General features: G+C 73.0%; 26 protein-coding genes. 12 read left to right on the top strand and 14 right to left on the bottom strand.

Annotated elements, in window-relative coordinates:
* Positions 1 to 5 precede the first annotated feature (5 nt).
* Positions 6 to 998 (bottom strand): hypothetical protein, encoded by a 993-nt coding sequence (locus O7620_RS00485; protein WP_278121183.1) that lies wholly within the window; start codon positions 996 to 998, stop codon positions 6 to 8.
* A 163-nt stretch (positions 999 to 1,161) separates the two neighbouring features.
* On the opposite strand from O7620_RS00485, the gene O7620_RS00480 reads away from it, so the two are divergent.
* The 5 genes from O7620_RS00480 (at position 1,162) to O7620_RS00460 (ending at position 5,539) form a co-directional block, all read left to right on the top strand.
* Positions 1,162 to 1,557 carry a VOC family protein gene (locus tag O7620_RS00480; protein WP_278121181.1) on the top strand — a complete coding sequence of 132 codons (396 nt, stop codon included), beginning with the start codon at positions 1,162 to 1,164 and terminating at the stop codon, positions 1,555 to 1,557.
* Positions 1,558 to 1,675: 118 nt separating this feature from the next.
* A complete protein-coding gene (locus tag O7620_RS00475; protein ID WP_151492097.1) occupies positions 1,676 to 2,854 on the top strand; it encodes an ATP-binding protein in 1,179 nt (392 codons plus the stop codon).
* A 61-nt stretch (positions 2,855 to 2,915) separates the two neighbouring features.
* A complete protein-coding gene (locus tag O7620_RS00470) occupies positions 2,916 to 4,058 on the top strand; it encodes a hypothetical protein (protein WP_278126784.1) in 1,143 nt (380 codons plus the stop codon).
* Entirely contained in the window at positions 4,031 to 4,744 is a 714-nt protein-coding gene (locus O7620_RS00465; protein ID WP_151492098.1) for a response regulator transcription factor, read from the top strand. Before O7620_RS00470 ends, O7620_RS00465 begins: the two co-directional genes overlap by 28 nt.
* Before the next feature lie 72 nt (positions 4,745 to 4,816).
* Positions 4,817 to 5,539 carry a hypothetical protein gene (locus O7620_RS00460; protein ID WP_278121177.1) on the top strand — a complete coding sequence of 241 codons (723 nt, stop codon included), beginning with the start codon at positions 4,817 to 4,819 and terminating at the stop codon, positions 5,537 to 5,539.
* Between the two features lie 203 nt (positions 5,540 to 5,742).
* Here O7620_RS00460 and O7620_RS00455 read toward each other — a convergent pair whose 3' ends face one another.
* The 4 genes from O7620_RS00455 to O7620_RS00440 form a co-directional block, all read right to left on the bottom strand.
* Positions 5,743 to 6,495, bottom strand: a complete 753-nt coding sequence (locus O7620_RS00455; RefSeq protein WP_278121175.1) for a lysophospholipid acyltransferase family protein — start codon at positions 6,493 to 6,495, stop codon at positions 5,743 to 5,745.
* Positions 6,496 to 6,590: 95 nt separating this feature from the next.
* Positions 6,591 to 8,651, bottom strand: a complete 2,061-nt coding sequence (locus O7620_RS00450; protein ID WP_278121172.1) for a glycogen debranching N-terminal domain-containing protein — start codon at positions 8,649 to 8,651, stop codon at positions 6,591 to 6,593.
* Positions 8,651 to 9,022 carry an SCP2 sterol-binding domain-containing protein gene (locus tag O7620_RS00445; RefSeq protein ID WP_278121170.1) on the bottom strand — a complete coding sequence of 124 codons (372 nt, stop codon included), beginning with the start codon at positions 9,020 to 9,022 and terminating at the stop codon, positions 8,651 to 8,653. The genes O7620_RS00450 and O7620_RS00445 overlap by 1 nt, the downstream gene beginning before the upstream one ends.
* 203 nt (positions 9,023 to 9,225) lie before the next feature.
* Positions 9,226 to 9,642, bottom strand: coding sequence for a CBS domain-containing protein (locus tag O7620_RS00440; protein ID WP_151492103.1), 417 nt, complete (start codon positions 9,640 to 9,642; stop codon positions 9,226 to 9,228).
* Between the two features lie 120 nt (positions 9,643 to 9,762).
* Between O7620_RS00440 and O7620_RS00435 the strand changes: the two genes are divergently transcribed.
* Complete coding sequence (locus O7620_RS00435; protein ID WP_278121166.1) at positions 9,763 to 10,344, top strand: nucleotidyltransferase family protein; 582 nt, start codon at positions 9,763 to 9,765, stop codon at positions 10,342 to 10,344.
* An 18-nt stretch (positions 10,345 to 10,362) separates the two neighbouring features.
* Here the strand turns inward: O7620_RS00435 and O7620_RS00430 are convergent, their stop codons facing one another.
* The 4 genes from O7620_RS00430 to O7620_RS00415 form a co-directional block, all read right to left on the bottom strand.
* Complete coding sequence (locus O7620_RS00430) at positions 10,363 to 10,815, bottom strand: PPOX class F420-dependent oxidoreductase (RefSeq protein WP_278121164.1); 453 nt, start codon at positions 10,813 to 10,815, stop codon at positions 10,363 to 10,365.
* A gap of 110 nt (positions 10,816 to 10,925) precedes the next feature.
* Positions 10,926 to 11,951, bottom strand: a complete 1,026-nt coding sequence (locus O7620_RS00425; RefSeq protein WP_278121162.1) for an aspartate-semialdehyde dehydrogenase — start codon at positions 11,949 to 11,951, stop codon at positions 10,926 to 10,928.
* Between the two features lie 170 nt (positions 11,952 to 12,121).
* Entirely contained in the window at positions 12,122 to 13,459 is a 1,338-nt protein-coding gene (locus O7620_RS00420; protein WP_278121160.1) for a pitrilysin family protein, read from the bottom strand.
* The gene (locus tag O7620_RS00415) at positions 13,456 to 14,748 is read right to left on the bottom strand and encodes a pitrilysin family protein (RefSeq protein ID WP_278121158.1); all 1,293 of its coding nucleotides are present in this window, start codon (positions 14,746 to 14,748) and stop codon (positions 13,456 to 13,458) included. The genes O7620_RS00420 and O7620_RS00415 overlap by 4 nt, the downstream gene beginning before the upstream one ends.
* Positions 14,749 to 14,850: 102 nt before the next feature.
* On the opposite strand from O7620_RS00415, the gene O7620_RS00410 reads away from it, so the two are divergent.
* Positions 14,851 to 15,330, top strand: coding sequence for a hypothetical protein (locus tag O7620_RS00410; protein ID WP_278121156.1), 480 nt, complete (start codon positions 14,851 to 14,853; stop codon positions 15,328 to 15,330).
* On the opposite strand, the gene O7620_RS00405 is transcribed toward O7620_RS00410, so the two are convergent.
* Positions 15,297 to 15,512 (bottom strand): hypothetical protein, encoded by a 216-nt coding sequence (locus tag O7620_RS00405; protein WP_151490616.1) that lies wholly within the window; start codon positions 15,510 to 15,512, stop codon positions 15,297 to 15,299. The genes O7620_RS00410 and O7620_RS00405 overlap by 34 nt on opposite strands.
* A gap of 274 nt (positions 15,513 to 15,786) precedes the next feature.
* On the opposite strand from O7620_RS00405, the gene O7620_RS00400 reads away from it, so the two are divergent.
* The 3 genes from O7620_RS00400 (at position 15,787) to O7620_RS00390 (ending at position 17,595) form a co-directional block, all read left to right on the top strand.
* Positions 15,787 to 16,890 (top strand): 3-deoxy-7-phosphoheptulonate synthase, encoded by a 1,104-nt coding sequence (locus O7620_RS00400; protein ID WP_278121154.1) that lies wholly within the window; start codon positions 15,787 to 15,789, stop codon positions 16,888 to 16,890.
* Positions 16,891 to 17,152: 262 nt separating this feature from the next.
* Positions 17,153 to 17,377: a hypothetical protein gene (locus tag O7620_RS00395; protein ID WP_278121152.1), complete on the top strand. Its 225-nt coding sequence runs from the start codon at positions 17,153 to 17,155 to the stop codon at positions 17,375 to 17,377.
* 23 nt (positions 17,378 to 17,400) lie between these two features.
* Complete coding sequence (locus O7620_RS00390; RefSeq protein ID WP_151490613.1) at positions 17,401 to 17,595, top strand: hypothetical protein; 195 nt, start codon at positions 17,401 to 17,403, stop codon at positions 17,593 to 17,595.
* Positions 17,596 to 17,649: 54 nt separating this feature from the next.
* On the opposite strand, the gene O7620_RS00385 is transcribed toward O7620_RS00390, so the two are convergent.
* Genes O7620_RS00385 through O7620_RS00375 form a run of 3 tightly spaced genes read right to left on the bottom strand, consistent with a single transcriptional unit; the run spans position 17,650 to position 18,938 of the window.
* Complete coding sequence (locus O7620_RS00385) at positions 17,650 to 18,192, bottom strand: DUF1360 domain-containing protein (protein WP_151490612.1); 543 nt, start codon at positions 18,190 to 18,192, stop codon at positions 17,650 to 17,652.
* Positions 18,193 to 18,252: 60 nt separating this feature from the next.
* Positions 18,253 to 18,585: a hypothetical protein gene (locus O7620_RS00380; protein WP_151490611.1), complete on the bottom strand. Its 333-nt coding sequence runs from the start codon at positions 18,583 to 18,585 to the stop codon at positions 18,253 to 18,255.
* Positions 18,585 to 18,938, bottom strand: a complete 354-nt coding sequence (locus O7620_RS00375; protein WP_151490610.1) for a DUF6158 family protein — start codon at positions 18,936 to 18,938, stop codon at positions 18,585 to 18,587. Before O7620_RS00375 ends, O7620_RS00380 begins: the two co-directional genes overlap by 1 nt.
* Before the next feature lie 130 nt (positions 18,939 to 19,068).
* On the opposite strand from O7620_RS00375, the gene O7620_RS00370 reads away from it, so the two are divergent.
* Positions 19,069 to 19,491: a hypothetical protein gene (locus O7620_RS00370; protein ID WP_278121147.1), complete on the top strand. Its 423-nt coding sequence runs from the start codon at positions 19,069 to 19,071 to the stop codon at positions 19,489 to 19,491.
* A 26-nt stretch (positions 19,492 to 19,517) separates the two neighbouring features.
* Entirely contained in the window at positions 19,518 to 19,850 is a 333-nt protein-coding gene (locus O7620_RS00365; RefSeq protein WP_151490609.1) for a DUF3817 domain-containing protein, read from the top strand.
* A 55-nt stretch (positions 19,851 to 19,905) separates the two neighbouring features.
* On the opposite strand, the gene O7620_RS00360 is transcribed toward O7620_RS00365, so the two are convergent.
* Entirely contained in the window at positions 19,906 to 20,427 is a 522-nt protein-coding gene (locus tag O7620_RS00360; RefSeq protein WP_278121144.1) for a DUF6232 family protein, read from the bottom strand.
* Between the last annotated feature and the right edge of the window lie 457 nt (positions 20,428 to 20,884).

The raw sequence follows: 20,884 nt of genomic DNA, 5'->3' as shown, positions 1-20,884 counted from the left end.
CCGGGTCAGACCGGCCCGAGCAGGGCGGCCAACGCGGCGTCGCCCTGGCCGAGCTGCGCCCCACCGGCCGGCGGTACGACGAGGAAGCGCCGGCAGCCGTCGAGTTCCACGTACCGGTCCGGCCCGCCGGCACCGTTGAGCGGTCGCAGCACGGCGAAGCGTGACGCCGGGGTGGCACAGTCGTCCGCCGTGCGGGTCGTGGCCAACGCCCGGAGCACGCCCGCCTGCCGCTCGGGTGGCAGCGGGCCGCCGTACTCGAAATCGCCTGCCGGTTTGCCGCCGCCCTGCTCGGACGTGGGCACCTGGTAGACGCAGAGGCGCAGCGGCCCGGCGCTGGGGACGGTGGCCGGTGCGGGCGGTCGGGGGCGTCCGATGCTCGTCTCCACCCACACCATGTCCGCCCACCGCTGCGAACAGCCGGCGGCCTCGGCCTCCGACGATTCGACCTGCCCGACGGTACGGGTGTCCACCGTGGTCAGCCGCAGTCCGTCGAGTGCCGCGCGGACCTCGGGGCGTGGCTTGCCACACACGTCGGTCGGCAGGTACGGGCGCAGCCAGCGTCCCCGCTCGTCGAGCAGCGCGAGCCACGGCGGGACGATCATGTCGAGGGTGCAGGCGATCTCCCCGTCCGCCCGCTGGGTGGGCAGGCGCAGCGCGTCCACGAGCGCACCGATCTCGTCGGCGCGCCGTTCGGTGGCCACCTGTTCCTGACCGCCGCCGGGGCGCGGCCGGATCTCCCGGCCGCAGAGCACGACGGCGACCGGGGTGAACGCGGGGTCGATGCGCCCGCTCTCCGGCTCGTCCCGGGCGGCGGCCGGCGGCGTCAGCAACACGGCGTCGGCCTGCGGTGCGGCTTGGGCGCAGGAGGTCCACCGGTCGACGATCCGGGCGGGGCCGGGCTCGTCCGCCGGCCCGGTCGCCGAGCCCGCACACCCACCCAGCGCCATGCCGAGCACCGCCGCCACCAGTACCGTGCCACCCGGGCGCATCCCGCTCACCACCTCTCCACCAGGAGATGGGACGGACGGCGGGCACACCCGGTTCCCGCCGGCCCCCGGCGGTCGTGCCGGGACGCGGCGCTGGCGAAGCGGTGGCGTGACGTCGCCAACCATGGGTGCCACCGCCGGCCGCCGCCGAAGCGCCGGTCGGCAGAATGGCCGGATGGCACATCTGGGACTCGTCGCGTTGCTGGTCAGGGAGTACGACGAGGCGATCGACTTCTACGTCGGCGGCCTCGGCTTCGAGTTGGTGGAGGACACCACCCGGCCGGACGGCTCGCGTTGGGTGGTGGTGCGCCCGCCGGGTGCCCGGGAGACGGCGCTGCTGCTGGCCCGCCCGAGCAGCCCGGAGCAGCAGGCGCGGATCGGCGACCAGACCGGCGGCCGGGTCGGCCTGTTCCTGTACACCGAGGACTTCGCCCGGGATCACGCGCGGATGGTGGCGGCCGGGGTGCGGTTCCTGGAGGAGCCGCGGCACGAGTCGTACGGCTCGGTCGCGGTCTTCGCCGACCTCTACGGCAACCGCTGGGACCTGCTCCAGCCCCGCAGCACAGAGTGACACATCAGCGACACGGCGCTCACAACGGGTGACCGGTCGTCGTCGGCCATGCTATTCTCCGATGTCGATCTCCGCCGCGCGGACCCGGACCGGGTCGCTGTCGGAAGGACGCCTCCCGATGCCGGCCGTTGCCACCCCGACCGTGCCGCCGCCCGCGCTGGACAGTCCGGCCGGCGGCGCGTTCAACCTCATCTTCACCACCCTGCCGGCGCTGCTGCGGCTGACCTGCGGGCTGGTCGGTGCGGCGGTGGCACTGTCGGTGCGTACCCCACCGGTCGAACCGGCCCTGCTGCTGCCGGTCGTGGCCGCACTGACCGGCTGGTCGCTCTGGTACGCCGTCCGCGCGCTGCGCCACGGGTTCACCCCGGCCCTGGTCGCCGGTGACGTCACGGTCACCTCGGTGGCCTGCCTGCTGATACCCGTGCTGGTGGCACCCGGGGTGCTGCCCGGCGAGGGCAGTTGGATCGCGGTGCTCGCCAGCACCACGGTGATCAACGCACAGGCCACCGCCGCGCCGCGGTGGTCGGTCCCGGCCGGGCTGCTGGTCACCGCCGCGTACGCGCTGGGCACGTCCTCCGCCGGCAATTCCACCGAGGCGCGGGCGCACGCGGCCACGCTGCTCGTGCAGACCGCCTGCACGGCGATGATGACCGGGGTGATGCGCCGCCGGATCGGACGTGCGGACCGGGCGTTCGCCGAGCATCAGCGGCTGACCGGGGAGGCGTTGGTCGCCCGCTCGGCCCGGGAGGCCGAACGTCAGCAGAACCGCGATCTACACGACACCGTGCTCGGGACGTTGACCATGGTGGGGCTCGGCGCGGTGGCCGGCCCGTCCGCCGCGTTCCGCGAACGGTGTGCCGCCGACCTGCGTACCCTCGTCGCGGCCGCCGACGTCGGCCCGGTGCCCGGTGACGGCCCGGTGCCCCTGGACGAGCGGCTGCGCACGGTGCCCGACCGGTTGTCCGAGCTACCGGTGACCCTGGAGCTGGCGGGGTGCGCGGTGCCCGCCGGGGTGGCCGACGCGATCACCGAGAGCACCTACGCGGCGCTGTCCAACGTGGTCCGGCACGCTCCGGGGGCGCGGGCCACGCTGCGGCTTTCCCGCGACGCGATCGCCGTCGTGGTCGAGGTCGCCGACGACGGTCCGGGCTTCGACCCGGCCACCGTCCCCGCGCACCGGTACGGGTTGCGCGAGTCGATCCGCGGCCGGATGGCGACGGTCGGCGGGCGGGCCGAGGTGCACTCGACCCCCGGTGGGGGCACCCGGATCCGACTGGAGTGGCCCGGTGTCGGCTGACCTCGGCGCCGCGACGCCGCCCACCCCCGTGGCCGAGGCGCCTGAGCGCACCGGGGGCGGCGTGCCGGCGCCCCGGGAGTCGGCGTCCACGGCCGCGCTCGCCGCGCCGGCCGCCGTGGCCCACGCCTCCGACCGGGGTGCCCGGATAGTCGCCGTCGCCATCGCCCTGGCCTGGCACGTCGCCATCGGGCTGCCGGCGGTGCTCGCCGCCCGCGCGGAGTTCGCCGCGCCGGTGGTGGTGCTCGGCGGATGGGTGCTGGTCCTGGCCGCCGGTGCGACGGCCGGGGTGCTGCTGTTGCGGGGCACGCCGCTGCCGCCGTGGCCGCTGGCCGGGCTGCTGCTCGTCGTCGACGCGGCGGTCTTCGCCGCCGCCGGCGAGCGACAGCTGTTCACCGCCGGCAACTGGGTGTGGGGCACGCTCGGCTGGTTCATCGTGCTCGCGCTGTGGGGACGGCGGGTCGCCGGGCTGGTGGCGCTGTTGACCGCGCATGCGGTGATCGCGCTGGTCGCCGTGCTCGGGCACGGGTCCGACGGTGCCGACCTGGCCCGCTACGTGATGTACGTCTACGGCACGTTCTCGCTCCCGGTGGCGGTCTTCGTGGGCAGCGCGGCGATCGTCGGGCTGGCCCGGGAACGGGCCGCCGCCGCGGCCGCCATGCACACGATGGCCGCGGAACGCGACGCCGCCGAGCGGGGCCTGCGGGAACGCCGGGACCGGCTCGCCCTGGTCGGGGCGGCGGCCGGGCGGGTGCTCGGCGAGTTGGCCTCCGGTCAGGCCGACCCGGACGACCCGGAGGTGCAACGGCGGTGCGTGCTCGCCGCCGCCCGGCTGCGCCGCCTGATCGCCGAGTCCGACGACGTGCCCGATCCGCTGCTGCACGAACTGCGGGCGGCCGTCGATCTGGCCGAACGCAACGGCCTGCCGATCGATCTGGTCACCATCGGCGGGCCGCCGCCGCTGCCGGTGGAGATCCGCCGTCGGCTGGCCGACCCGCTCACCGGCATCCTCGCCGATGCCCGGGGGTGGGCCCGGCTGACCGTGGTGTCCGGCCCCGACGAGGTGGTGGTCAGCCTGGTCACGCCGGACCGGCAGGAGCCGGAGGCGACCGGGCCGCCGCTCGGGGACCACGACGACGGGCCGGTGCAGCACCTCTACGAGCGGGACGGGGACATCAGATGGGCACAGACCCGGTGGCGGAGGTGACGGGCGCCCGGCCGGTCGGGGTGGCGATCGTCGACGACCACCCGGTGGTCGTCGAGGGCGTCCGCGCCTGGCTCGCCACCGAGACACGACTGACCGTGCTGGCCACCGGTGACGACCCGGACGAGGTGCTGCGGGCGGCGCCGGACGCCGACGTGGTCCTGCTCGACCTGCGACTGCACGGCAGGATGGCGCTGGACAAGCTGGCCGAGCTGAGCGCCGCCGGGCGGCGGGTGGTGGTCTACTCGGAGCACACCGACCCGGAGACGATGCTCGCGGCGCTGGACGCCGGCGCGGTGGCGTTCCTGGCCAAGCACGAGGGCCGGGAGCACTGCGTGGCGACCGTGCTGGCCGCGGCGAGCGACCGCCCCTATGTGCCGCCGGCGTTGGCCGGCGCGATGGTCGGCGACCCCCGACCGGACCGGCCGATGCTGTCCGACAAGGAACGTGAGGCGCTGCTGCTGTGGTTCCAGTCGATGTCCAAGGCGTCGGTGGCCCGCCGGATGCAGATCAGCGAACACACGGTCAAGCAGTACGTCGACCGCGCGCGGATCAAGTACACCCGGGCGGGGCGCCCAGCCGCCACAAAGGCGGCGTTGCTCGCCCGTGCGATCGAGGACGGCCTCGTCCGCCCGGAGGAGATCGGCATCTACCGGTCACAGGCGACGCACGACCGGCCGACCCCCTAACGGGCGTCATGACAGCGGACCTCGGATCCGCCAGGCTTCTGAGCACAGCCCGCTGACCGGAAGGTCGTGACGATGCACTCCGACGCGTCTCCCTTCTTCATCGGACCCCATCGGTTCGACGCGCCGGACGACGACGTGGGGCCGGTCCTGGACCGCCGCTACGACCTGCGTCCGATGCCCGGTGAACGGGTGCTCGGCCGGCACCGGCTGCTGGTCGCCGGCTACCTGCTCGGGCCGACCGAGGCGCGGCGGGGCTGGGGGCTGCCCGGCCCGGTCTCGGTGACCGTCACCGACCAGCGGATCTGCTGGGTGGGCACCGGTTCCCAGCTCTCCCTGGTCGCCGACGACACGCCCCGCTCCCGGCTCGCCGGTCGGCTGCCGGGGCTGATGAGCGGGCAGATCCGCTGGCAGTGGCCGTCCCGTCTGGAGCTGCCGCCGGCCACCGCGGACGCCCCGGCGCAACTGCTGATCGTCTGCGACGCGCTGCGCACCATCCAGCAGCCAGCGCTGGCGCTCGGCGGGTCGGCCGGCGAGGTCCTCGCGCTGGCCCAGCAGGTCCGCCGTGCGGTGGCGATGTTCCGGCTCACCCGCCCGCACCTGGTCGACCTGTCGGCGCAGGAGCGCGACGTCCTGCTGCTGCGGGCCGGCCCCGGCCTGCTCGCCGGGGACACCCGGGTCACGCTGCCCGGCTCGCTTCCGGTGGAGTTCCGCTCCCGCGACGACTACTACCGCTCGGGGCCGGAGCCGACCTCGTGGACCGGGCTCGCGGGCGGCGCCGCATCCGGGCATCGGTGAAGCCGACGGTCCGCGCGGCCGACTCGACCGTCGTACCGTGGCGGTCATCCCGCGAAGGGCGACGGTGACACATCCTCCAACGAGCGTGATGCCGCTGAGTCATCTTGATGACTCAGCGGCATCACGCTCAACAGCACTAGCCCTGCCCCGGCGGCAGGCCAGCACCCCATGCGGCCTCGTGGCGGGTGCGGATCGATCCAGCGTCAGGCGCTGGGGGTGCGCTGCTCACCTGCGGCGTCCAGGGCGGCGGCCTCCTCCGGCGTGGGTGCGCTGCCGCCCAGGTGCGCCGGCTGCCACCAGGTGTCCTCCGGGCCGGCCGGCGCGTCCGGGTACTCCCGCTGGGCCCGGTCGACGAGCGCGCTGAGCCGGGTGGTCAGCTCGGCGGCCAGCGCGTTCGGGTCGGGGTGATCGGCCGGGTCGATCGGCTCGCCGATGAGGATCGTGATCGGGGTGTGCCGGCGGGTGAGGGTGCGGGGGCGGCCCTTCGTCCAGAGCCGTTGGGTGCCCCACAGCGCGACCGGCAGCACCGGCACCTTCGCCGAGCGGGCCATCCGGACGGTGCCGCTCTTGAGTTCCTTCACGGTGAACGACTGGCTGATCGTCGCCTCGGGGAAGACGCCGACCACCTCGCCGCGCTTCAGGGCGGCCACCGCGGCCCGGAACGACGCCGCACCGGCCTCCCGGTCGACGGGGATGTGTCGCATGCCGCGCATCAGCGGGCCGGAGATCCGATGCGTGAACACCGACTGCTTGGCCATGAACCGGACCAGCCGGCCGGACGCGTTCGCGCCCAACCCGGCGAAGATGAAGTCGAGATAGCTGACGTGGTTGCTGGCCAGCACCGCCCCGCCGGTGCGGGGTACGTGGTGGGCGCCCTCGATGGTGATCTTCAGGTCGAGGACCCGGAACATCGTCTTGGCGGCGGCGATAACGGGCGGGTACACGAGCTCCGGCATCCGCAGAATCTACCCTGCTCCGCTGGGGATCGCCTGGGTGGTGACCGGCGGCGACACGGGGTCGCGTCGCCGCCGGTGAACGCCGGCCCGTCCGGTCAGTCGGCGAGGCTGTCCAGGTCCAACCTGCCGCGGGCGAACGCGTCCACCCGACCCCAGCGACCCGGAATGTCCAGCACCTCGATCCGGCCCATGCCGACCGGCAGCCGTGGCTCGACCGCCAGGTGGCCCTCGTGTGGTTCCAGGCCCAGCATGGTGCGCAGCAGCAACAGCGGCGTACCGGTGGACCAGGCCTGCGGGCTGCACGCCGTGGGGTACTCCACCGGGAACTTGGTCAGCTCCCGCGGATAACCACCGAACGCCTCGGGAAGCCGCCCGTTGAAGTAGGTGGCCGCGTCCAGGATGCCGTTGGCGATGCTGGCGGCCTCCTCGGCGAAGCCGTACCGGCGCAGACCCCAGGCGATGAAGGAGTTGTCGAACGGCCAGATCGTGCCGTTGTGGTAGCCGATCGGGTTGTACCGCGTCTCCCCCTCGGCGAGCGTACGCACCCCCCACCCGCTGAACAGCCGCGGCCCGACCAGGTGCTGAGCGATCTTCTCCGCCCGCTCCTGGTCGACGATCCCGCTCCAGAGCAGGTGACCGATGTTGGAGCTGAGGACGTCGCACTGGCGGCCGTTCGGGTCCAGGGCCAGCGCGTAGTACTCGCCGTCGGCAACCCACCAGTCCCGGTTGAACCGCTGCTTCAGCTCCGCCGCCTCCCGCTCCAACTGGTCGGCGAACTCCGGGTCGTCCCAGAACTCGCGGGCCATCCGGGCGGCGCGGATCTTCGCGTCGTACGCGTACCCCTGCACCTCGCAGGTGGCCCGCGGGAACGGCGGCAGCGTGCCGTCGGCGTAGGAGATCGAGTCCCAGGAGTCCTTCCAGCACTGGTTCTCCAGGCCGGTGTCGGTGTTGCGCCGCTCGTACCAGATGTAGCCGTTGCCGACCAGGTCGGCGTAGTTGTCGATCCACCTGAGCGCGGCCCGGGACTCCTGCTCCAGTTCCTTGACCAACGCGACGTCCCCGGTCCACCGCTCGTACTCGTCGAGCAGCACGACGAACAGCGGGGTCGCGTCCACCGAGCCGTAGTACGGCGAGTGCGGCTGCTCCTCGAACGCCGCGGTTTCGCCGTAGCGCATCTCGTGCAGGATCCGCCCGGGATCCTCGTCCCGGAAGTCGTCGAAGCGGCTGCCCTGCAGGGACGCGAGGATGCGCAGCGTGGTCTTCGACAGCTGCGGGGTGAACGGCAACGTCTGCAGGCAGGTGAGGATGCTGTCCCGCCCGAACATGGTCATGAACCAGGGCAGGCCGGCGGCGGGCAGGGTGGCGCCGCCCAGCGACAGCGGCGAGAAGCGGAGCGCCGCCAGGTCGATCAGGCTGCGCCGGTACGTGCTGGCCACCCGGCCGTGCTCGCTGTTGACCTTCGGGGCGTCCGCGATCCACTTCTCCAGGTCGTGCTGCAGCGCCAGCCGCTCGGTGCCGTGCACCCGCAACCCGATCCGCAGGTCCCGACCACCGGGTCCGAGGGCGTGGGTCCGGACGTCGATCGCGGTGTTCCACTGCTCGTTCGGTTCCAGGTGGACGGTGTACGCGAAGCCCTTGCTGTCGTAGCGGGCCGCCATCGACGAGGAGATGACCGTCTCCCGCCGGAAGTTGCCCCGCCGGTAGCCCAACCGCAGTTTGTCCGTCTCGACCTCGGTGTAGTTCTCGCCCTTCTTGTTCAGGATCTCGTCCTTGACCTGGAACAGGTCGGCGAAGTCCGATGCCGCGTCCATCCGGATCTCCAGGTCGACCGGCTTCTCGTCGTGGTTGAGGATGGTGAGCTGCTCCCGGAAGCTGCCGCCCACCGCCCGCTCTCGGATGATCGACAACTTGGCGTCCACGTAGTGGGTGGCCGTCCCCGGCACGAGGAAGAACCGGGACTCGAAGTACTGGAGGTCGTCGAAGGAGAGCGAGTTGAGTCGCTCCCCGTTGACGGTGAGCACCCAGGTGGACAGGAACCGTGTGTCGAGGGAGAACAGCCCGGTGGGCTCACTCGGGGTCGCCTCGATGTCGCCGGTGTCCTCGCAGACGACGAACGTGTTGCCGTCGAGGATCCGGACCATGTTGCTCTGCCCCATCAGTGCACCTCCCCCGCGAAGCGCCGGCGCGGCCCACGGGCGTCCGGTGAACCCGGGAAGATCCGCTCCACCTGCACGACGAGCCGGGCATCGCCGGCCACCGTCATGTCGCCCCGCAGCAGGGCGGCCAGGCCGTGTTCGCGGCCGGTGGCGATGTCGTCGAAGAGGGCGGGGCTCGCCCCGATGACGGTGTCGGCCTCCCGGTCCTCCTGGCTCACGTTCAGCTGGCCATGGTCGATCCGCAGCAGCCAGTGCCGGGTCTGCGCGCCCTCGTGCAGGTCGATGCGCAGCGTCCCGGAGGTCTTCGCCAGCAGGGGCTCGTACCCCCTGCGGTCCAGGTCCTCGAAGAACCTCGTGGTCGCGTCCACCATCGGGTCCACTCCTCCCAGTTCGCCGGGCCCGGGATCCCACCCGGCGCGCGTCGCGCGCACGGCCGGCCTGGCACGTCCCCGCACGGGTCCCCGCCGGTCGCGCCGTCAATCTCGCCCGGATCGGGTGAACGGCCCGGGTTCCCACGACGCGCGCAGCGCCGGCCCTCCCACGAGGGGAGAGCCGGCGCGTCCGCGGCGGACGATCAGTTGTTCGGGTCGTCGGCGCTGATGTCGGCCAGAACCGACTGCGGTTCGCGCTCGACCGCGAGGTCGCCCATCGACACGAGCCCCACCAGGCGCCCGTCGTCGATCACCGGCAGCCGGCGTACGGCGTAGGTGCGCATCAGGTCCGCGGCGGCCACCGCGTCGTCGTACTGACTCACGGTGATCACATCGCGGGTCGTGATCTGGTTCAGGCGGGTCGAGCCCGGGTCCATGTTCTCCGCGACACCCCGGACCGTGATGTCCCGGTCCGTGACGATGCCGACCACGTTGTCGCCGTCGGTCACCACCACGTCACCAATCGCACTGTCACGCATCTCCTGCGCGGCTGCGATGAGCGTGTCGCTGCCGTCCATCGTCACCAACCGGGTCGTCATGAACTCTCCGACCGTTGTCATGGTGCTCCCCTCTCGGTGTCGGCACGGCCGTCTACCCGCCACGCGGGAGGGGGTAACGCGTACGGCGTGGTCGCCCTTGGGGAAACGGCGTGCGTCGGTCGCGTCGCCTACGGTGGGCCGATGGTGGCGGGCGGGCGGGAGCTGCGGGACCTGGTTGCCGGCAGCGGCTGGTTGACCCGGGCGTTGACCGTGGTGCGCGACTCGGGCCTGCCGGAGGCCTGGATCGGCGCGGGCGCCCTGCGCGACCTGGTCTGGGGCGAGCGGTACGGCGACGGGTTCGACCCGACGACGGTCCGGGACGTGGACGTGGTCTTCTTCGACCCGACGAGGTTGACCCGTGACGACGACGACCGGGCCACCGCCCGGCTGACGGCGGCGTGGCCGCAACCGCCGTGGCAGGCGCGCAACCAGGCGGCGGTGCACATCTGGTACGCGGCGAAGTTCGGTGGCGACCCGATCGCCCCGTACCGCAGCGTGGCCGAGGCGGTCGCCACCTGGCCGGAGTACGCGACCGCAGTGGCCGTCCGCCTCGACGCCGCCGATCGGCTGGAGGTCTGCGCGCCGTACGGCCTGGCGGATCTGCTCGGCGGGGTGTGGCGGCACAACCCGGCGCGGGTGGACGTGGCCCTGTCCCGGCAGCGGTTGGCCCGGCACCGGCCGGCGCAGCGCTGGCCGGGCGTGACCGTGATCGAGCCGGGCTGACCGACTCGTTCGGGCGCGTCAGCCCCGGGGCGGCATTCCGTAGATCCGCTCCACGTGCAGGCGCAGCACCAGCCGACCCTCGTCGACCATGGCCTGCCGGTACTCGTCCCAGTCCGGGTGCTCGCCGCGCAGCGCCCGGTAGAGCGTCACCAACTCCTCGACCGTCGCGTCGCCCGGCTCGGCGGCGGGCGTGGTCAGCTCTGCGCGCCCCTCGACCACCGCGTACGCCCAACCGTCCTCGCTGCTCACGTGGAAGCTGGCCCGCGGGTCGCGACGCAGGTTGGCGGTTTTGGCCCGCCCCTCGGTGACGGAGACCCGGATCAGCCCAGCGTCCCGGTCGTACGAGTAGACCACGGTGGACAGCTGCGGTCGCCCGTCCCGTTTGATGGTCGCCAGCACGCCCATCGAGCGGCCGGCGATCAGGTCGGTCAACGCCTGCTGGGTGCGGTCATCCGGCACGGTGTCCTCCATGGGCCGTCGGCTTCGCCCCCATCCAAGCACGCCTGGGCGGCCGCCGCCCCGCCCGGAACGGGCCCGAGCCCCCGCCGGTGGCCGGCGAGGGCTCGGGGTCAGCGTGCCGGTCAGCGACGCTCGGCGGCGACCAGCTCGGCAAGCTGCACCGCGTTGAGTGCGGCGCCCTTGCGCAGGTTGTCGTTGGAGCAGAACAGGGCCAGCCCGTACTCCACGGTCTCGTCGGCGCGGATCCGGCCCACGTAGGTCGGGTCCTGACCGGCCGCCTGCAACGGCGTGGGTACGGCGGTCACCGCGACCCCGGGTGCGTCGGCGAGCAGCTCGTGGGCACGCTGCGGGGTGAGCGGCCGCGCGAACCGGGCGTTGATCTGCAGCGAGTGACCGGTGAAGACCGGCACCCGGACGCAGGTGCCGGAGACCTTCAGGTCGAGAATCTCCAGGATCTTGCGGCTCTCGTTGCGGAGCTTCTGCTCCTCGTCGGTCTCGAACGAGCCGTCGTCGACGATCGAGCCGGCCAGCGGGAGCACGTTGAAGGCGATCGGCTCGGCGAACGAGCGCGGGGCGGGGAACTCCACGGCCGAGCCGTCGAAGGCCAGCCCGGCGGCGTGCTCGGCGACCTTGCGGACCTGCTCGTCCAGCTCGGCGACGCCGGCCAACCCGGCACCGGAGACGGCCTGGTACGTCGACACGACCAGGCCGACCAGGCCGGCTTCGGCGTGCAGCGGGCGCAACACCGGCATCGCGGCCATCGTGGTGCAGTTGGGGTTGGCGATGATGCCCTTCGGGCGGTTGGCGGCGGCGTGCGGGTTGACCTCGGCGACCACCAGCGGCACCTGCGGGTCCATCCGGAACGCCGACGAGTTGTCGATCACCACGGCGCCGGCCTCGGCGACCCGGGGGGCCAGCTCCAGGGCGGTGCCCTTACCGGCCGAGAAGAGCACGATGTCCAGTCCGGAGTAGTCGGCGCTCGCCGCGTCCTCGACGGTCACCTCGCCGTCGCGCCACGGCAGCGCGCGCCCGGCGGACCGCGCCGAGGCGAACAACCGCACCTGCTCCGCCGGGAACTCCCGCTCCGCCAGCACCTGCCGCATAACGCCACCGACCTGACCGGTGGCCCCCACAATGCCGATCCTCATGCCCCGGAGGCTACCGACCCCACCCCCGCAACCGGGACCCCTTTCCCACCCCCCGGGTCAGCATCACACCCCGACCCGCATCTCCCCGAAGACCGGGTTGATCATGAGGTTGGCGGGGCTCTTGTTGATCGAACTCCCCGCCAACCTCATGATCACCGCGGAAATGGGGGTCAGGGGAGCAGGGCGCCCAGGTTTGCCGCTTGCAGCTCGTCGCGGATCACCGCCGCGTCGCCCTCGATCACCAGGGTCAGCGCCTCGGGGTGCAGGTGGGTGGCCGCCGCCTCGGAGACCTCGCGCACGTCGGCCGCCAGCAACGCCTCCCGCAGACGTGCGTGGTAGTCGTCCGGCAGGTCGTGCACCACCAGCGTGGTCAACGCCGAGGCGATCGCCCGAGGGCTCTGCAACTCGACCGACAACTGCCCGGCCCGCCAGGCACGGGCCACCGCCAGTTCGTCCTCGGTCACCCCGCCGGCCTGCGTACGGGTGATTTCGCCCACCGCCTCGATGAGGGCCGGCGCGGTGACCGCGGTGTGCACGCCGGAGCTGACCGCGAACCGGCCGAACCGGCGGGACGAGGCGAACTCACCCCGGATGCCGTACGTGTAGCCGCGCACCTCACGGATCAGGTGGTTGAGCCGGGACGTGAACGCCCCGCCGAGCACCGTGCCGGCGAGCGTCATCGGCACGTGGTCGGGGTGCGCCCGGTGCGGCGACGGGTGGCCCAGCCGCAGCGTGGACTGCACCGAGCCGGGCCGATCCACCAGGATGATCCGCCGCTCGGTGTGCAGCGACACCTCGATCGGACCACCCCGGTCGGCGGGACCACCGCCGGTGCCGGCGAACGCGGCGGAGGCCAGCGCGTCCAGGTCGATCCGGTCCAGGTCACCGGCGACGACCAGCGTGCCGGGCCGCAGGAACCACTCGGAGTGGAAGACCGTCACGTCCTCCACGTCCAGACCGGCGACCGACTCCGGGTCGCCGTACATCGGACGCCCCCAGCGGTTCTGCGCGCCGAACAGGTCCGCGCGCAGCGCCGCGTCGGCACGCGGGCCGGGATTGGCCCAGTCCATCCGCAGCGCGGTCGCCTCGTCGTCCCGGACCCGCTGCACGTCGGCCGGGTCCAGCCGGGGCGTCCGGACGGCCTCGGCGAGCAGTTGCACCGCCGCGGTCAGCCGATCCACCGGCACCTGGACACTGACCTGGAACGAGTCCCAGTCCAGTCCGGTCACCAGCTCGGTACCGAGCGCCTCGATGGCCAGCGCGTACCCGGTGGCGTCCCGCTGCGCGGTGCCCTCCTCCAACGCCTTGGCCAGCACCCCGCCCAGCCCTTCCTTGCCGTTCGGCTCCCGGCCGGCGCCGGCCTCGAGCAGCAGCAGGGCGACGGCCAGATTCTGCCCGGGCAGGTGCGCGGCGACGACCTGACCACCGGCCACGGCGCGGCGGACCACCGGCGGGAACCGGTACGGGCGGGCGGCACCCGGGCCGGGACGGTCGGCGATCAGCGTCATGCGGTCTCCTCGGGCACGTAGGTCAGGGTCACCCGGTCGGCGGCGCCGAGCACCTCGGCGGCTACCTCGGCGATCTGCTCGGCGGTCACGGCGAGCCAGGCGGGCAGCCGGTCGGCGGCACGGGCCGGATCACCGAACTGGGTGGCGTACCGGCCCAGCGTGTCGGCGCGGCCGTCCACCGTCGACATCTGCCGCCACCAGGCGGTGCTCAGCAACGCCTTGGCGCGGTCCAGTTCGGCGGCGGTCACCGGCACGGTGGCCAGCTCGTCGACGACCTCGGCCAGCCCTTCGGCGAGCCGTTCGGCGCTCACCCCGGGGCGGGCGGTCGCGGTGGCGATCAGCGGCGCCGGTGCGTGCGCGAGGTCCACCCCGTACGCCCCGACCAGGTCCGGCTGGGCGATCCGCTCACCGTCGGCGAGCCGCTGGTAGAGCCGGCTGCCCCGGCCGCTGCCGAGCACGGTGGCGAGGACGGTGAGCACGTCGTACCCGGGGCTGCCGAACGGGTGGCCGCGGTGCGCGACGTACACCCGCGGTGCCGGCACGTCGGCGGTCACCGTCTGCACGGCGGGCTGTCCGGTGGCCGGCACGCTCCGCCCGTCCGGTGCGGGCGGGATGTCGTCGCGGGCGGGCAACGCGCCGAAGTACTTGTCAGCCAGCGCGAACACCTCGGCGGCCGGCGCGTCGCCGACCACGGTGAGCACCGCGTTGTTCGGCACGTAGTACGTCTCGTGGAACGCCTGGAAGGTGGCGAGGTCGGCGGCGTTCAGGTCGGCCATCGAGCCGATCGTCGAGTGGTGGTACGGGTGCCCCGGCGGGTAGAGCAGCGGCAGCAGCCGCAGCAAGGCGTCGCCGTACGGGACGTTCTCGTAGCGCTGCCGCCGCTCGTTCTTCACCACCTCGCGCTGGTTGTCCAGCGTCTCCTGGGTGAGCGCGGGGACCAGGCCGCCCATCCGGTCGGCCTCCAGCCAGAGCGCCAGCTCCAGGTGTTCGGCGGGGAGCGTCTCGAAGTAGTTGGTCCGGTCCGGGTTGGTGGAGGCGTTCAGCGAACCGCCGGAGCCCTGGATCAGCTTCATGTGCTCGGTCTTCGCCACGTTCACCGAGCCCTCGAACATCAGGTGCTCGAAGAGGTGGGCGAAGCCGGTCTGCCCGGCCGGCTCGTGCCGGGAGCCGACGTCGTACCACAGATTGACGGCCACGGCGGGCGCGGTGCGGTCCTCGCTCACCACCACGCGTAGGCCGTTGTCCAATCGGGACGTTTCGATGGGCCAGGGGTAACCGCTGTCGGGCATGGCACCGACGCTATCCGATCTCGCGGGCGGAAAGGTGACGTGCGGTCGGTCGGCGAGCCGACCCGCCCGCTTCGGGACCTCCGCCCGGGGTATCGGAGGGGAATGACCGTCACCCCACCGGTGTCCCGGGCCGTCGAACGCGCCGCCGCCGCGCTCGGCAGGCTGCGCCGCGGTCGGTTGCTGCATCCCGCCGGTCGCTCGTTCGCCGGCGAGGTGGTGATCTGGGGTACGCCCGGACCACCCACCGGGGTCGGCCTGCTGGACGACCCCGGCCGGTACCGGGCGACCGTCCGACTCTCGAAGGGGACGCCCACGCCCGGCAGTTGGCCGGACGTGCTGGGCCTGGTGCTCGCGGTCGCGTCCGCCGTGGGGCCGTGGCGGCCGGTCGGGCAGGTCAGTCTCGGCACCCCGCTCGGCGCCCGGGAGGACGCCGCGCTCGCGTTCGACCCGGTGCGTAACCTGCCGCCCGAACTGCGGGCGGCCGGCCCGCTGGCCTGGCTGCGGGAGCGGACCTACCGGGGGTCACGCCGGGCGCGCGGGGTGGATGGTCAGTCCGGGGGTTCGACGGCGGCCACCGTCTGATCGGAGGTACGTCGTTCCAGCACCGTGTCCGGTGCCGCGTTCTGGTCGGCCTCGCGGATGTCCGACTCGGCGAGGATGGCTTCCGCCTGCGCCCGTGGGTCGTCGCTGCCCGCCGCCGCCTCCTCGGGGAGGAGGTGCGCGCGGGACTCCACCCGGGCCTGGTCGCTGTGCTCGTCTGTCATGGCACCCCTGTTACCCCGGGCCGGCCCTCGGCACGCGAGGTTCACGCCGCACTGTGGGACAAGACAACGGAACTGCCCGCCGGGTCGGGTAGGCTGGCCGACGTGACGCGTTCGTATCGATGGTTTAGACAGCCGGCTCGCACGCCGGTGACCTCACCATGATCTGACGTCACCACGGACCGAGTCGGCTGGGCAGGAGCTGTCGTTCCTGCCCTTTTGCGTACGAGCAGCCGGCTCGTCCCGGGCGCCGGCCCCGGGCACGGTCGGCGAAAGGATGCCCACCGTGACCACCCCGGAGACCGATCGGGTCAGCGATCAGCGAATCGAACGTGTCGTGCCGCTGACCACCCCCGCCCTGCTGCACCACGAGTTGCCCCTGGACGCCCCGCTCGCCTCGGCCGTGCTGACCGGCCGACGCGCGGTGGGTCGCGTGCTGGACCGCGAGGACGACCGCCTGCTGGTGGTGGTCGGTCCGTGCTCGGTGCACGACCCGGCCGCCGCCCTCGACTACGCCCAGCGGCTGCGCACCGCCGCCGACCGGCTCGCCGACGACCTGCTGATCGTCATGCGGGTCTACTTCGAGAAGCCCCGGTCGACCGTTGGTTGGAAGGGCCTCATCAACGACCCCGGGCTGGACGGCAGCGGAGACGTCAACACCGGCCTGCGGCGAGCCCGGGCGCTGCTGCTCGACGTGCTGCGCCTCGGCCTGCCGGTCGGCTGCGAGTTCCTCGATCCGATCACGCCGCAGTACATCGCGGACACGGTGGCCTGGGGCGCGATCGGCGCCCGCACGGTGGAGAGCCAGGTGCACCGGCAGCTCTCGTCCGGCCTGTCCATGCCGATCGGCATGAAGAACCGCCCCGACGGCAGCATCGGCACGGCCGTCGACGCCATCCGGGCCGCCGGCGTACCGCACGTCTTCCCCGGCATCGACTTCTCCGGCACCCCGGCGATCATGCACACCCGCGGCAACACCGACGGGCACCTGGTGCTGCGCGGCGGGGGCGGCCGGCCCAACTACGACGCCGCCTCGGTCGCCGGCGCGCTGGACCTGCTGCGGGCGGCCGGCCTGCCGGAGCGGCTGGTGATCGACGCCAGCCACGCCAACAGCGGCAAGGACCACCGTAACCAGCCGCTGGTCGCCGCGGACGTGGCCGCCCAGCTGGCCGCCGGTCAGCGTGGGATCACCGGCGTGATGCTGGAGTCGTTCCTGCTGCCCGGCCGCCAGGACCTCGACCCGACCCGCGAGCTGGTGTACGGCCGTTCGGTCACCGACGCCTGCCTCGGCTGGGACGAGACCGCGGACGTGCTCGACCACCTGGCCACCGCCGTGCGGGCTCGCCGGGCCACCGTGCCGGCCCCGGGCCTGACGGTGTGACGGCCGGCACGACGGGGCACGGAACACGGACGGGCGGCACCTGGTTAACTGAGGTGTCGGTGTGTCCAGTGTCCCCGGGCCTCACCTAAATTGCCCTCGCGGAATACCGTTCGGCTGGAGCCGCGTCGTGCCACTCGCCGAGAGGCGACCTGCACACCGACACCAACGCCGCCCCCGGCCCACAAGGCCGGGGGCGGCGTTGTCTGTGGGGTGGACCACTGGCGTGACGTTTGACCGATTCCGGCCCGGGTAGCTGATCGGCGTGACCGACGACGCATCCGTGGCCGGCGAGCCGGACACCCGGGCCCTCGACGATCTGCTGGACGACATCTTCCGGGGTCAGGAGCGGGTCACCCAGGGGGAGATCTACCGCCGGGCGGTGGCCGCCGAGCTTCCGCCGGACCTGCTCGCCCGCATCGACGCGCTCCCCGAGGGCGAGTACTCGGTGGACGAGGCGAGCGACCTGCTGGGCGGCTCCGTCGCCTGAGCGACCGCAGAAGGGACACCGACATGACGCACCACGAGGATCACGAGGACAGGGTTCCGGCGCTGGGCCAGCCGCCGAAGGGCCGGGACACCACCCCCGAGCCGGACTTCGCGAACGAACACGACCGCACCGCGGTGGACCGGGACATCATCACCGGGGCCGACGAGGACGAACGGGAACCGGAGTCGCCGCACGGCTGGTCCGGCATGCAGCGCTGAGGCGTACGACGAGAGGGGGCCGGCATCTGCCGGCCCCCTCTGCGCGTCCGCTCGTCAGTCCTCGTCGTCGTGGCCGCCCTCCGCGGCCTGCTGGGCGGCCGCGTACGCCATCTGGAGGAAGTCGGACGCGGCGACCGCGGTGAGCGCCGTGGCCACCAGTCGGGTCAGCCGGGGCGCGAGCACCAAACCGCCGGTCAGCCCGGTGGCCACCCAGACCGCCAGGCAGAACGGGCAGCTGAGCAGCTCGCCGATGGCGTGCCGGGTGGGGCTGCCCGAGTCGCGGACCTGCTCCATCACCTCGCCGCTGCCGATCGGCCGGTCGTAGCGGGTGAACGGAGCCCGCAACGGGCTGGTCACGGCGTCCTTGGAGAGCAGGCGGCTGAGCTTGTGCGTGGCGATGGAGAGCAGCACCACGTCGGCCGGGGCGGGACGCTCGGGCACCGGCCGCCCGGTCGCCTTGACCAGGCCGGCGAGCACCCCGGTCACGCCGGCGTAGGTGCCCATCGCGGCCAGGTAGCCGCCGAGCGGCCGATGCTCGTGCGGCGCGTACGCGCGGCGTAGCCGTACCGCCTTCTCTCGCAGGCCAGTGTCGGTCACGCGGTCTCCTCCCAGGTCGTGGTGTGCGGGGGCGGGCGCCCGGTGCGGCCGGCGGCGGTCTCAGCCGGCCTGGAGGTTGTCCGCGACCTCGCGGATCAGGTTGGTCAGTGCCTCGTCGACGAGCTGGTCCGGGGCCGGCCCGTCGGACCCGTCGGCCAGGTCGAGCTGGATCCGGGCACCGCCGGAGTCCGCCGGGTCCACCTGGATCTCCGCGGACCAGTGCGCGGCACCGTTCCAGCGGGCCCGCAGCTCCTCGCCGTTGATCTCGGCGGCTGGACTGCCGTCGCCGCGCAGTGCCTCCGGGAGCCAGGCCGAGGCGCGGGCGGGGTCGGTGGCCGTGTTGAAGACCACCTCGGGTGGCGCGGACATGCCGCGCACGGCGCGCGCCGGCATCACGCGTCCCGCAGGCGGCCGGGGTCGACCTCCCGGCCGGGGTGCCGGGCCAGGTACTCGGTCTCCAGTTCCGCCGTACGCCGCAGGTGGTTGGCGAGCGCCGAGTCGGCGGCGTGCCGCAGGGTGTCCAGCCGGGTCCGGTGCAGGCTGTGCATCTCGCGGATCAGATCCTCGTCGGTCAGCTCCGTCGGGTCGACGCCGAGCGTGTCGCCGTCGAGCGTGTCGCCGTCGAGTTCGGCGCCGGTCGGGTCGGCGAGGTGGTCGCCGCCCCACTCGGGCACCCGCTGCTCCGGGCTCATGTCCGTGCTGCCGCTGGACGCAAATCCGTCCTCGCGTACCGATCCGGTCATCATCGCCCCCCTGGTCTCGTTTGGGCTGGCGTCTAGACGGATGCCCACACCGGGTGACGCCAAACCCTCCCGGCCGCGCGACAACTACGACACCGTGTCGGAGACCGGCGTCGTTCCCGGTACCCTCGACGTCATGAGGTGGCTCTGGACCCCGGCGTGGATCGCACGTCACGTGGCCATGGTCGTGCTGGTCGTGGGCTTCCTCGGGCTGGGTTGGTGGCAGATCAGCCGGGCCACCGCCGGCAACAGTCTGAGCTGGGGGTACGCGGTCGAGTGGCCGATCTTCGCCGGCTTCGTGGTCTACGTGTGGTGGCGCGAGGTGAAGTTGGCCCGTCGGCGCGCGGCGGAGCCCGACGCCCCGCCGGCCGCACCGGCCACCGAGCCTGAGCCGGTCGTCACCGCCGGGTCCCGACCGGCGGTACGACGGCCGGTGCGGGTGTCCCGGGTGCCGGCCGGCGGCGAGGCCGTCGACGACTCGGACCTGGCCGCCTACAACCACTACCTGTCATGGTTGAACGCCAATCCGGGCGCCCGGCCCGGTGACTACTCCGGCTGAGGCCGGGCTCGGAAGGACGGACGAAGGTGGGCGCTGCCCTTACCCGATACCGCGTGATCGCCTGGATCGTGGGCGTCGTGCTGATCCTGCTGGTCGTGGTCGGTATGCCACTGAAGTACGGGTTCGACAACCCGGTCGTGGTGGAGACGGTCGGGCCGGCGCACGGCTTCCTCTACATGATCTACCTGGTGGCCGCCTTCGACCTGAGTCGTCGGGCCGACTGGCCGCTGAAGCGGATGCTGCTGGTGATGCTGGCCGGCACCGTGCCGTTCGTCTCGTTCTACGCCGAGCGTCGGGTCAGCGCCTGGGTGGCCGCCCCGCAGCAGGAGCGGACCCCGGAGCCGGCTCTCCCGCGCTGACGGTGAGCGGCCCACCCTGGGGCGAGTCCTCAACGGGTACGGATCCTCGACCGGGTCAGCGGTTCGGCCGCCACGGATTGGCGGAGGCGAGCGGATCGACCCAGCCGCCGTACTGGTTGACCTCCCGCGCGCGCAGCAGCGCGCGGGTGACCTGCCCGAACTGCCGCTCATCGTCAGAACTGAACAGCAGCGTCTCGGCTCCCCGGTGCCACCCCCACAACTCGTACGGCGGCGGGCGCCACCGATCGCCGACCAGGGCGAGCGCCGCCGGTAGCAGGAACACCGCCCCGAGGATGAGGTACGCCCCGGCGGTCAGCCGTTGCAGGCCGCCGGTGAAGCCGAGCAGCAGCCCGACGCCGCCGAGCATGCTGGCGGTGATGACGACGGCCCGGACGGCGATCCGGTCGTGCGGCCCTCTGGTGGTGCGGAGATGGGTCAGGTCGGCGACCCGGTAGCTGGTGCCGCCGACGGTGAACCGGTCGACGGTCACGACGATGCCGGGTCGGGCGTAGAGCAGGGTCGACCGGGCACCGGGCACCGTTCGCGGGGGTCGCGTCTTTGCGCCTTCACGATTCACGGTTCCTCCCGTGGGGCGGTTCGTCGGGTTGTCCCGCCGTTCCGGCATCGCTGCCTGCCGGCGGGAATCCCGGCTCCGGCCTTCATTGTGTTGGGGCACCGCCAGCTCACCAGGGCATTTACCGGCTCCCGACAGGTCACCCGCCCGGGGGACATCGCCAGGAAACAGCATCCATTTCAGCTTTTATCGGTTATGGAGCGCAGCTATCCGGCGGCATACGTCGGGAACGACGAAAGTCGCATATCCGTCAGTCGGTCACTAAGAGGACGCGAACCTCGCCCGGCGAGTGTCAGCAGCCACGAGGGAGTCACCGAGCGCACCCGCCCGACGCGCCACTTTGCCAACATTCGCCCCTGCTTCAACTGCGCGTGACAACCGTCCCGGGTTAGGTTGGGCGAGCCGGTCCGGCCCAGCGCCATCCACCCGGGTGGCCCCGGCTGGTGCCGCCGAAGGCGTC

The organism is Micromonospora sp. WMMD710 (assembly GCF_029626045.1).
GTDB lineage: Bacteria > Actinomycetota > Actinomycetes > Mycobacteriales > Micromonosporaceae > Micromonospora.
Note: the sequence above shows the minus strand (reverse complement) of the source record. Positions and strands in the feature narration are given on the sequence as shown.